The organism is Pedobacter nototheniae (assembly GCF_032678625.1).
GTDB classification, from domain to species: Bacteria; Bacteroidota; Bacteroidia; order Sphingobacteriales; family Sphingobacteriaceae; genus Pedobacter; species Pedobacter nototheniae_A.
Map to the genome: position 1 here is coordinate 284,483 of NZ_JAVTSO010000002.1, position 11,646 is coordinate 296,128.

The following is an 11,646-nucleotide window of genomic DNA, read 5'->3' on the forward strand; positions in this document are numbered from 1 at the left end:
CGCCCGATATGATTAAGAAATTTACCCTGATTACAACCCTGTTACTGCTTAATTTAATTGTCCTTGCACAAAAGGAAGTTAAATATCGGGTAATCTTGTTTGGTGATGCCGGAGAAATGAATTCAGGACAAACACAGGATTTAAAGAATGCAGCCAAACAAATTATACCCAATAAAACCACTGTTTTTTACCTGGGCGATAACATTTATCCTACGGGTATGGGGCTTCCAGGGAGCGTGGAAGAGGAAGACACTAAAAATATTCTAAAATCACAGTTTGAGCCTATGCGAGCAATGGGTGCGGCTGTTTATTTCCTTCCGGGCAACCACGATTGGGATAAATCGGGGCCAAAAGGGCTGGCTAAAATTAAAGCACAGGGTGAGTTTTTGCAGGCTCAGAATGATCCTTTGCTAAAATTAATTCCTGATAATGGCTGCCCCGATCCGGTTGCTATTAACTTAACTGATCATTTAACGGTTATAGCATACGATAGTGAATGGTGGCTTTTTCCTTACAATAAAAAAAATCCGGTTGCAGAATGCGATTGCAATACAAAAGATGAGGTTCTCATCCGTATGGAAGAACTGCTGCAGCAAAATAAAGGCAAGGTAATTCTTTTAGCTTCACACCATCCTTTTCAAAGTTATGGCCCGCACGGTGGATATTTCAATCTCAGAAACCACCTTTTTCCATTAACCTCATTAAATAAGAATTTATATATTCCAATGCCGGTACTCGGATCGGTATACCCACTTTTGCGTTCTACATTGCTAAGCCCCGAAGATTTAAACCATCCGGCTTATAAAGACATGATTAAATCGGTAACTGATGTTTTTGGCGATTACCCCAATGTAACCTATGTTGCCGGGCACGAACATGGTTTACAATTAATTAAAAGCAAGCAGTTGCAGATTGTAAGCGGCTCTGGTTCTAAAATTTCTCCAAATAGAAAAGGAAAAAATTCCTTATTTCATGAAATGAAACAGGGATATGTAGTGGCAGATCAACTGATGAATAATGATATGCGCTACGAATATTATGTTTATGCGGATACCGGCGTACAAAGGGTTTACAGCTATACAAAACCTTTCGAGAAAATTACTTTGAAGGAAAGGCAGAAGGCCAAGCCATTAACGGTTGATAGTGTTATGGTAAGTATAAAACCTGAATATGATAGTGTAGGACGTTTTCACCGTTACCTATTTGGCGACAATTACCGTAAAGAATATGTTGTGAAAACCAAAATGCCTGTGATCAGGATTTCTGAAATAGCGGGTGGTTTAAAGGCAACCAAGCGGGGCGGAGGTAACCAATCACGATCCTTGCGTTTAGAAGATAAGAATGGTAAAGAATGGGTTTTAAGGAGCGTAGAAAAATACCCTGAAGTATTATTACCTGCCCAGTTACGCGAAACTTTTGCTAAAGATGTTATCCGCGATAATATGTCGGCACAACACCCTTTCTCTGCGTTAGTGGTGCCCGATTTGGCAAAAGCTGCAGGCATTCCACACACCGAGCCAATAATTGGTATGGTGTCTCCCGATGATAATTTAGGCGAATTTGCAGCCGCTTTCGCAAATACGGTTTGTTTATTGGAAGAAAGAGAGCCTTTGGGAGATTCAGATAATTCGGCTAAAATGTATAAAAAGCTGAATGACGATAACGATAATACTTTTGATGGGCCAGCCTGGGTAAAGGCCAGGGCTTTTGATGTTTTACTTGGAGATTGGGACCGTCACGATGATCAATGGCGCTGGAAAGATACCAAGAAAAAAGGTGGTAAATATTATATACCAGTGCCGAGAGATCGTGATCAGGTATTTTACAGATCTGATGGCTTTTTACAACGTTATACGCAGTCATCCTCTTTACTGCCGATGATGCAAGGCTATGAAAGGAATATTAAAGATATAGATTGGTTTTTATGGGAAGGAAGAGAGCTCAGCAGCAGGTGGACGGCAAATATTGGTGAAGAAGAATGGAACAAAATTGTAAATGAGTTTTGTGGCTATTATACTGATGAAATTTTTGAAAAAGCATTAAGAAAACTTCCTGACCCGGTTTATGCCATACATCATGATGTTATATTGGCCGAATTAAAAGAGCGTAGGGCAACTTTACCAAAAATGATGAACGATTATTATCATTTCTTCAATCGTATTGTAGATATTGAAGTATCTGATAAAAATGAGCTTGTACAAATAAATGATGCAGAAAACAAAGGTCTGAATGTTAAAATCAATAAAATTTCGAAAGAAGGAAATATAAAAGCCGAATTATTTAACCGTGTTTTTGATCCTAAAGTAACCAAAGAGCTTCGCATTTACCTGCATAATGGCAATGATAGTTTAATTTTAAATAATAAAACATCAAATATTAAAATCAGGATTATTGGCGGAAAAGGAAAAAAAGTATATGATTTTGAAAACAGCAACAGCAATGTAAGGCTATACGACAGAAAGGGCAAAGCCGAATTTAAAGGTGAGGATGCAAATAAAATAACCAAAACCTTATCAAATGATACATCCAATGTAAGTTACATAGCTAAAGATATGTACCGCCGAAATTCAATATTGCTTAATGCCGGTTATAATAGCGATGATGGTTTACTGTTGGGCTTAATTTATAAACAAACCAACCCGGGCTTTAGGAAATTGCCTTATGGCAATTCGCAAACCATTTCATTTTTACACTCTTTTCAAACTTCTGCCTTTAAATTTGATTATAAAGGCGAATGGTTAAAAGCCATTGGTAAGGCAGATTTTACCCTAAAAGGAAGTGCAAATGCACCAAATTACTTGCAAAACTTTTTTGGATTGGGTAACGAAACGCATTTTGATGAACATGCCGATGATGTACATTATTATCGTACAAGATTTAACCTGTATCAGGTAGATGCTGCGTTAAGATGGCGCAGGCCTAAATCAACATTCAGTATTGGTCCTTCCTATCAGTATTATAAGTACAATGAAGGAGGAAATAATGGTCGTTTTATCGAAAATCCGGCCCAGTTGCATTCTTCTGATAGTTTAACGGTACGGAATGAGAAGATGTTTGCCGGTGCCATTGTTAATTTTACCAATAATACACGGGATAACGATTTGTTGCCAACTTTAGGAAGTTATGTAGATTTTAAACTCGTAGGCTATAAAGGGATAAATAAAAATTCAAATTCCTTCGGACAGTTTACGGCCAGCATTGCATTATATAAAAACCTGGATGGTCGGAAGAACTTTATTCTTGCCGATCGTTTTGGTGGTGGTGTAACTGTTGGAAAGCCTGCATTTTACCAGGTACAGTATTTAGGCGGACAGGGTAATTTACTGGGTTACCGCCAATATAGATTTGCAGGTGAGCAGAGTTTTTACAATAACCTGGAGTTAAGGGCTAAACTTGGTGATTTAGTAAGTTATGTACTGCCCGGACAGGTAGGCTTGCTCGGATTTTATGATGTTGGACGTGTGTGGAAAAGAAATGAACCATCAAATATATGGCATCACGGAGTAGGGGGAGGTGTGTATTTTGCACCCGCTTCTTTGACTGTTTTCAGCTTTGTTATGGGGCATTCTACAGATGGATGGTATCCTTACGTATCAATGAATTTTAGGTATTAGAATACTTGCAAAAAACGTTAACGCCAATATTTTCGTAAATAGTATTACGTTAAGAAGACTTTGTGTAACTTTTTCAATTCATATCTTTGCAATTGATTAGTTATGAAATACATAACGCTAATTAAGAAAAACATATAACTAACATATACAATGAATACCAATGTAATTAAAATACATAAAAATGAATGTATTGGTTGCCAGGTAAAATCAAGCTTGTCATTTGGCCCCCTTGTGGCTTATTTAAAAGGCAGGTTAGTTACTGAGAAATCTGTAAAATCAGAATTTTATAGGTTTTTATTAGAAAAAATTGAGAAAGAAGACGCGCTGATGGGTAACATCAATGCACAGCAACTATCAAAACATAAAGATACACTTGAATTAATTTTTACAATACTTACGCCATTAATGGCGAACGAGAACGACATGTTCTGGGCATTAAGCACACCAGTGCCCGATGAAATATTTTTTAGTACCAATGCCTTTTATAATTTCTTTAAAGACCACGATCCAAATAATAAAGTTAAAAAAGACGATGAACCAGTAGAAAAAAAGCAGATGAAATTCATCTACAATTTAATCCTGGATCGTTTTTATAACTTTAATTCGGTACTTAAAAATGAAATTATTTATGCCCATGTTAATGCCGATACAGGTTTAACACAGTACTATAATATTCAAACGGATGTACAGTTTGTAGATATTTTTTACAAAGGTGATTTACCTGAGCTTAATTTTGAAGATCTTTCGCAAAACTTCCAGGAAGGTACTGAACTCGAATATCTGATTAAAAAACTTCCTTTAAAAAATGTAAGTTTTGAAGGTTTTACCGTAATCTCCATAACTGATGTTACCTTGCAGCATGCCATTGATGGCATACGTGATGCGTTGGTTAATCACAATTATCAAAAAGAAGCTTACAGCCACGTAATTCATGCTTTAAAAACACTTGGCGGTAATGGTCAGCTCGAATTTGGTTTAATGCCATTTTTAACGGTCAACAATAAACTTGTTTTTAACAACAAGGATTTCTCGCAAAGTATGCTGATTAACTCAGCTAAAGCATCTAATTTGGAGGAAGAAATTTTTTACTCGCTGGTTGATAAGTACAAAGAAAATCCAAGATCAATTTTTGTAACCTCAATAAATGACGACCAGATTAAAAAAGATCCTTTTTTGAGGGTTTTAAAAGAAGCAGGCGTAAATTCCTGGTCTATTTTACCAGTTTACTACAATACACAACTTGCAGGTGTACTGGAAATTTATTCTAAAAAAGAGGTTGTGGTTGATGATAAACTATTATCTCGCTTACGTCCGGCAATTCCATTAATTGGTCAGCTGTTTCAATACAGTATTGAAGAGTTCGATTCAAAAATGGATGAAGTACTTATGGATAAATTTACGGCCCTGCAACCCTCCGTACAATGGAAATTTAATGAGGCTGTTTGGCAGTTTTTACAACAAAAAGAAAGCTACCATAAGTTAAAAGAAATAGAAACGGTAACGTTTAAACACATGTACCCGCTTTTTGGTGCAATTGATATTCGTAATTCTACAATAGAAAGAAACAAGGCCTTAAAAGATGATATGGATGTACAGTTGGGCAGCTTAATCCGTACACTGAAAGAACTTAGGAAATTTGTTTATTTAGAACTTACAGATAAGCTGCTTTTCAATTGTAAAGACTGGATTAAACGCATCAGTAATTTTGCTTCATCTAATGAAGAAATGTTGTTAAATGAGTTTTTAGAAAGCGAAGTGTATCCATTTCTGTCGATCATGAAAACAAATTATCCAAATACTGCTGAAACTGTAGACCAGTATTTTGAAGACATTAGCGCTGAGGCCGGGGCGGCATTTGAAAACAGGAGAAAGCTTGAAAATTCTATGCAGTTAATCAATACAGAGGTTAGCCAGTATTTAGAAAGAGCACAACAGAACCTGCAAACTTCATATCCTTGTTATTTTGCAAAATTCAGAACAGATGGTGTAGAGTACGATATTTACATCGGACAAGAGATTGCCCCTGATAAACCTTTTGATTTATTGTACCTCAAAAATATTCGTTTATGGCAGTTAACCTCGATGGTAGAAATCGCCCGTCTTTCTAATAGCCTAATAGGAGAAATGCCAAGGCCATTACAAACCACACAGTTGATTTTTATTCATTCCAACGCAATTGATATTAGTTTTAGGAATGATGAACGCAGGTTTGATGTAGAAGGCGCTTACAACATCCGTTATGAAGTTGTGAAAAAAAGAATAGATAAGGTGCTGATTAAAGGTACAACAGAGCGTTTAACACAGCCGCATAAAATTGCTATGGTGTATTTTAATGCAGAAGAGGCAAAAGAATATACAGAATACATTGAGTACATGCAGGATCAGGGCTTTTTAAGTGATGATTTGGAGCACCTCGATTTAGATGAATTGCAGGGCGTTTCCGGATTGAAAGCTTTGAGGGTTGGTGTGAAGTATTTAGAAGAGAAAAAAAATAAGGTTAAAACAAAAGAAGTTTCAATCAAAGCAGAGGAAATTTTACAAGCCTCTGTTTAACAAAAAAGTTCCCGGTTTAAGCGGGAACTTTTTTGTTTTCTGCAGAAAAAAATATATAGATTACTTAACCTTTAATTTTCCACTCTTAAACATATCATAAGCAGCCTGGTAACTTGCAATTCCCTGATCTGTAATGTTTTTTGGAAATTTAGCCGGCTTCTGTTCATTTTTAGCTTTATTGTAAAGGTAGGTGTCTACTTTATGCTGCGGACTTAAAATAACCAGGCTATCGCCCCTCATATAAACCAGTTTTTGATAAGTTCCTAAAAACACCCTCGGTTCATATTTGTTGTCAAGTACGTTTTTCCCAAAAAACTCACTGGTATAATTCCAGCCCAATAAACTCCATAAAGTTGGGAAAAGATCGACCTGAGAAGTCATTTTACTGATATTTGTTTTAGCAACATCCTTCAGGTTTAATATCATGCAAGGAATTTGGTATTTAGAAATATCAATTTCATTTTTCCCAGCGCTGCTGGCACAATGATCAGCAACAATAATAATGACGGTATTGCTAAACCATGGCTTGTTTTTAATCTGATCAATAAAACTTCCAATGGCATAATCAGTGTATTTTACTGCAGCTTCTCTGCTTCCTGCAGGTAAATCAATTTTATTGGCAGGAAAGGTAAAGGGCCGGTGGTTAGAAGTAGTCATAATGAAATTATTAAACAGTTTATGCTGTTTGTATTTTTCATCCGCATCCTTAATTACAACATTAAAAATGTCTTCATCGCAAATTCCCCAGGCATTTTCAAAAGTTACTTCATTATCCTGAATAACCGTTCTTTTTCCTCCATAAGTTTCGTTAAGCAATTTGCGTCCGCGATCTACAATATCATATCCATTGTTTCCAAAAAAATGGTTCATGTTATCAAAATAACCATCACCACCATAAAAGAATGTATTGGTATATCCGTTTTGCTTAAATACATGACCAACCGTAAACAGGTTCTCATTATCTGTTCTTCGTACAATACTATTGCCTGGTGTTGGGGGGATGGCTAAGGTTAGGGCTTCCATTCCCCTAACTGTACGGGTTCCTGTGGCGTACATATTGCTGAAAAATACACTGTTATTTGCAAACGAATCCAGCCTGGGCGTAATGTGTTGTGTATTACCAAAATGTGCTAAAAAATCGGCACTTAAACTTTCAACCGTAATCATAATTACGTTTGGCTTATAAGGCTTGCCTGTAGATTGAATGGTTCTTTTAATCGTGTTACCGTTTTCGAAAGTACTTCCGTTTTCGTCAAGTTCTTTTTTAACTAAATCGTAAGCTTTTGTGCTGTCAATTAAACTGTAAAAGTCTAAATAGTTAAGCTCGTTATTTTTAAAAGCAGCAAAAAATGAATAAATCCCAGCTTTACTCAATTCATTGGTATACCGGTTATTACCGCTTTCTGCCCAGCTATTTTTAACAATTACGGCAAAAAGTATTGCAGGGATAATAATTAATGAAGAGATGACAATGCGACTTTTAAATGCAATTTGGCTCTTAAAGCTGTTGCTAAATAATTTGAATTTGTAAAAAACAAAGGTAACGCCAACAGCTAATAATAAGATACCCGAAATTAATAAGGGCAATGGATAAGATTCGTTTATATTGTGGATTACTTCGTAAGTATAAATTAAATAATCTACAGCTATAAAATTAAAACGACTTTCAAATTCCTGCCAAAAGGTTAATTCGGCAAAGAAAGAAAATAATGTAATTAACAGGAATATAAAAAATAGAATGTAGGTAAACACTTTATTCCATTTTTTATGATAAAGCCGGTTTGGAACCAATAATAGATAAAGTGCATAAAAGGAAACTAAAAGCAAGCCTGTTCCGAGATCAAAAAATAATCCTGTAAAGTAAAACTTAACAATTTCCAATATTTTAAAGTCAGCATGCTGGCAGGCAGCAATAAATAAAATACTTCGGATAATAAAAGAGAATAAAAGAAAATAAGCTAAATATCCCCAAAGAATGGAATATCTGCCTTTAAATAATTTGGTCATTTTTGCGTAAGAAATTTACGCAAGATAATTAGATATTCTGAAGAAAAACTGAAGTTTAGTATTAATCCGGGAATTCTGATTTTTTTGCATAAAAAAAGCGGTCAGTAAATGCTGACCGCTTTTGATGTTTATTTGTGTGTTTTATTTATTTGAAGCAATTTCTTTATCAATTATAGTGATGGTTTCAGCAGGACTAACATTTGTTTTTAGTGCAGCAAACTGTTCCATTGAAATGGTAGGTGTTTTATCCATAATCAAGGTGTGATTATCGGTAGAACCACTTAATTTTAAATCTGATTTGCCTTTAATTAAAGTGTATAAACTTTCAGTACTGGTATTTATTTCTGCATGGGCGTTGCCATTTAATATAATTTGAAGGAATTGTGTTTTTAACTTACCTTCTGTTTTTACAAAGGCATTATCAGTGGCCTCAATTCTGTAAATATTGTCTACATAAACCACAAGTTTAACAAGGCCTTTTCCTTCGGAGTTAATTCTAAGGATATCTCCTTCCTGCAATACTTTAGCTTTTCCTGTATTGTCATCTGCATAATTTACACCGCTGGTAGATCTTTGTACCAATAAAACTTCTACATTTCCTTTAACATAAACTCTTTTTACATTAGCAGGGGACGAAATTTTTGCAGGTTTTGTATCCATTGCAGAAACATTTGTAGTAATTAACGCTGTTGATAAAACGATAGCTGTTAATGATGATGCGATTAGGGTTTTGAATGAGGTTTTCATAATATTTTAATTTATAATTAACTGTAATTTAATAATTTAAGTTTTTTGTAATGCTTTTGTAGATAAGACGCAACTTCCCTCAAAACGTTGCAACACAAGCCGTACTTTTATACTATCCCTATAATCTAATCGACGAACGGGCGTAATTAACAGACGAAAAATTTAGAAAGTTAAATGAATTGTAAAATAATTTTGGATTTATGGTACAATTATTCTTTTTCTTATCTTTATGCAGAAATTTAAAATGAACTTATTTCATGAAAAAAAAGGTTGTTCTTGTTCAGGATAATGAAGATATCTTAGAGATTATGGATCAGGTGTTAGAAGATGAGGGATTTGATGTAACTTCATCTTTAACAACAGAACCGATTAAAAATCTTGATAAGATTGATCCTGATGTAATTGTAATCGATGATCATATCAAGGGAAATGTTAAAGGTTCTAAAGTTGTAAAAGAACTTAAAGAAAATCCTGAAACAGAAGATTTATCTGTCGTTTTAACTTCAACTTCTGATAAACTGCCCCAACAGGCAAAAGAATGTAATGCGGACGACTTCATTGAAAAGCCATTTGATATCGATCATATGGTAGACGTGGTTAAGCGTAACGCTGAAGCGTAAATCTTAAAATGCACAATGCTGTAAAATAAAAGCTGTAGATTTTATACGTAAGCTATTCTCTTATATTTTAGGGCTGCGGCTCCTTCAGCTTTTAGTATCTTGAAAGCTTTCTAATTAAGCCTTCGGTTTTTTAAATGTAAATCCGAACTAAATTGCTTTTTCATATATAATATGTTAATAAATCAATGCACTCTATCTAAGTATTTTAGCTTTTTTAGTATTAATTAAGCACGAAATTACTAATTATTTTAGTAATTTCGTGCTTAATTAAAGCATGGTGTTATGATAAAGGTAAACGATTTTTTATATGGCAAAATGGAATTTCCACAGGTAATTGCAGATTTGTTAGAAACAGATGTATTAAAACGTTTAGCTGGTGTACATCAAAGTGGAGCCATTTTTTTAGTAAACCCAGATATTTGCCACTCGCGTTTGGAGCATGCTACAGGTGTGATGATGCTCATTAAAATACTTGGAGGATCGGATTTAGAACAAATTGCTGGTTTATTGCATGATGTATCACATACTGCTTTTTCTCATGTTGGTGATTATGTTTTCGAAAATACCAATGAAGATTATCATGAAACAATCTTTAATGAGGTTATCGAAAATTCTGATATTCCCGCTGTTTTAATGAAACATGGTTATCATTCAGATCAGATTATCAATGGCGAATTTAACATTTTAGAACAAGATTTACCTTCACTCTGTGCTGATCGTTTAGATTACACTCTTCGGGATGGGATTTACGGGGGAATTATAAGTAGGCAGCGGGCTAAGGAATTTTTGAATGGCATTATTTTAAAGGATGGAAAAATAGCTGTTACCATTGAAAAAGAAGCACTTTGGATTAATAAAACCTTTGAAAGATTAAATAAAGAAGTATTTAAACTGCCCTTACATTTATATGCAAATGGAAAAATGGCAGAATTAATTAAGGAATTTTTAAATAAAGGATTATTGGTTAAAGATGATCTGTTTAAAACGGATACTCTTTTATTAAATAAAATCAGGAGTAATTACGAGGGCTATGAAGCTGTAAAATCAATTAAGCAACTCAAAGGATTTGCCGAATTTATGCGGCATGGCGCTGTACCTAAAGTAAAAGCAAGAAGTTTAAAGGCACTTTTAGCTTAAATAATTGGTTTTTTTAGCAAAAACGAAAACGCAATTCGCTTTTTTAGCGTACATTGTTGAAAAAACAAAAAATGTCTGCAATAGAAATTATTTTAATAGGAGTAGTTATTCTCTTAATATTTGGCGGTAAAAAGTTGCCTGAAGTAATGCGTGGAATAGGGAAGAGCGTTAAAGAATTTAAAAATGCTAAAGACGAACCTCCTGTTAGTTAGTTTAGGGTTTTAAAACCTTCTTTAAATTTTTCTGTTTAATTTAAGATGGAAAGTAAAAAAGATAAGGCAAGGCCAAATACTGGTTTTGCTAAAAATAAAAAAGGAGATACTGATCTCGATCGCTGGAATGACCGTTTGGATGAAAACTTAGAACCGGAAAACCATAGCGATGTGCTTGCTGATGAAAAAGCAAAAGATTTTTCTGAAAAATTCAATCAAGGTAAATCACCAGATCAATAATTTGAACAGTAACAGCTAAGCTGATTTGCTAAGAATTAAATAATGTTGTTCATTTAAGGTTAATTCGTAAGCTGATATAATGGTGTTTATGGAGCTTATAATATTCTCAAGTTCGTTAATGTCGTAAAACGAATTGCTAAGTTTTTCAATGTGATAAGCAAATTGTTGCTTATCAAAATCATCCATTTGACACGCTAATACTCTATAAGCATCATTTACACAATTGTAAAGATGTTTTCTTAAGAAATAGAATGCATTTCTAAACTCCAAATTCAATACTTCATGGTTCAAATCCGAATTTTGAAGATTAAAAAGTGCCTTTTCAGCATTAAAGTAAATTAATAAATCAGGCTGTTCTCCAACTCTGGCTGGATATATCTTATTGAGCAAACATTTATACGCATTCATAGAATATAGAATTTGAATTTATAAACCAATGATTTTGTTTTCGCGAAAATGAGAGGATTTGATTTATATGCCGACGTACATAAAAACCTTATTTTTAGAAACAATAAT

At 34.4% G+C, this 11,646-nt stretch carries 9 protein-coding genes; 6 read left to right on the forward strand and 3 right to left on the reverse strand.

What is annotated here, in order from left to right; translation table 11 throughout:
* Positions 1-8: 8 nt before the first annotated feature.
* Together R2Q77_RS06960 and R2Q77_RS06965 are read left to right on the forward strand one after the other, a co-directional pair.
* Positions 9-3,614 carry a BamA/TamA family outer membrane protein gene (locus R2Q77_RS06960; RefSeq protein ID WP_316802998.1) on the forward strand — a complete coding sequence of 1,202 codons (3,606 nt, stop codon included), beginning with the start codon at positions 9-11 and terminating at the stop codon, positions 3,612-3,614.
* 150 nt (positions 3,615-3,764) lie between these two features.
* Positions 3,765-6,167 carry a GAF domain-containing protein gene (locus R2Q77_RS06965; RefSeq protein ID WP_316802999.1) on the forward strand — a complete coding sequence of 801 codons (2,403 nt, stop codon included), beginning with the start codon at positions 3,765-3,767 and terminating at the stop codon, positions 6,165-6,167.
* Between the two features lie 60 nt (positions 6,168-6,227).
* Here the strand turns inward: R2Q77_RS06965 and R2Q77_RS06970 are convergent, their stop codons facing one another.
* Positions 6,228-8,174, reverse strand: coding sequence for an LTA synthase family protein (locus R2Q77_RS06970; protein ID WP_316803000.1), 1,947 nt, complete (start codon positions 8,172-8,174; stop codon positions 6,228-6,230).
* Positions 8,175-8,315: 141 nt separating this feature from the next.
* Positions 8,316-8,921 carry a GIN domain-containing protein gene (locus R2Q77_RS06975; protein ID WP_316803001.1) on the reverse strand — a complete coding sequence of 202 codons (606 nt, stop codon included), beginning with the start codon at positions 8,919-8,921 and terminating at the stop codon, positions 8,316-8,318.
* A 257-nt stretch (positions 8,922-9,178) separates the two neighbouring features.
* Between R2Q77_RS06975 and R2Q77_RS06980 the strand changes: the two genes are divergently transcribed.
* The 4 genes from R2Q77_RS06980 (at position 9,179) to R2Q77_RS06995 (ending at position 11,130) form a co-directional block, all read left to right on the forward strand.
* Positions 9,179-9,541 (forward strand): two-component system response regulator, encoded by a 363-nt coding sequence (locus R2Q77_RS06980; RefSeq protein ID WP_316803002.1) that lies wholly within the window; start codon positions 9,179-9,181, stop codon positions 9,539-9,541.
* A 282-nt stretch (positions 9,542-9,823) separates the two neighbouring features.
* Positions 9,824-10,678: an HD domain-containing protein gene (locus R2Q77_RS06985; RefSeq protein ID WP_316803003.1), complete on the forward strand. Its 855-nt coding sequence runs from the start codon at positions 9,824-9,826 to the stop codon at positions 10,676-10,678.
* 71 nt (positions 10,679-10,749) lie between these two features.
* Positions 10,750-10,890, forward strand: coding sequence for a twin-arginine translocase TatA/TatE family subunit (locus tag R2Q77_RS06990; protein ID WP_316803004.1), 141 nt, complete (start codon positions 10,750-10,752; stop codon positions 10,888-10,890).
* Positions 10,891-10,935: 45 nt separating this feature from the next.
* A complete protein-coding gene (locus tag R2Q77_RS06995) occupies positions 10,936-11,130 on the forward strand; it encodes a hypothetical protein (RefSeq protein WP_316803005.1) in 195 nt (64 codons plus the stop codon).
* 15 nt (positions 11,131-11,145) lie between these two features.
* On the opposite strand, the gene R2Q77_RS07000 is transcribed toward R2Q77_RS06995, so the two are convergent.
* Entirely contained in the window at positions 11,146-11,538 is a 393-nt protein-coding gene (locus tag R2Q77_RS07000) for a hypothetical protein (protein ID WP_316803006.1), read from the reverse strand.
* Positions 11,539-11,646 lie beyond the last annotated feature (108 nt).

Excerpts from the sequence above, each read along its gene's own strand:
- R2Q77_RS06965 (WP_316802999.1), top strand. The coding sequence starts at position 3,765 with ATGAATACCAATGTAATTAAAATACATAAAAATGAATGTATTGGTTGC.
- R2Q77_RS06980 (WP_316803002.1), top strand. The coding sequence starts at position 9,179 with ATGAAAAAAAAGGTTGTTCTTGTTCAGGATAATGAAGATATCTTAGAG.
- R2Q77_RS06995 (WP_316803005.1), top strand. The coding sequence starts at position 10,936 with ATGGAAAGTAAAAAAGATAAGGCAAGGCCAAATACTGGTTTTGCTAAA.
- R2Q77_RS06975 (WP_316803001.1), bottom strand. The coding sequence starts at position 8,921 with ATGAAAACCTCATTCAAAACCCTAATCGCATCATCATTAACAGCTATC.
- R2Q77_RS06960 (WP_316802998.1), top strand. The coding sequence starts at position 9 with ATGATTAAGAAATTTACCCTGATTACAACCCTGTTACTGCTTAATTTA.
- R2Q77_RS06970 (WP_316803000.1), bottom strand. The coding sequence starts at position 8,174 with ATGACCAAATTATTTAAAGGCAGATATTCCATTCTTTGGGGATATTTA.
- R2Q77_RS06990 (WP_316803004.1), top strand. The coding sequence starts at position 10,750 with ATGTCTGCAATAGAAATTATTTTAATAGGAGTAGTTATTCTCTTAATA.
- R2Q77_RS06985 (WP_316803003.1), top strand. The coding sequence starts at position 9,824 with ATGATAAAGGTAAACGATTTTTTATATGGCAAAATGGAATTTCCACAG.
- R2Q77_RS07000 (WP_316803006.1), bottom strand. The coding sequence starts at position 11,538 with ATGAATGCGTATAAATGTTTGCTCAATAAGATATATCCAGCCAGAGTT.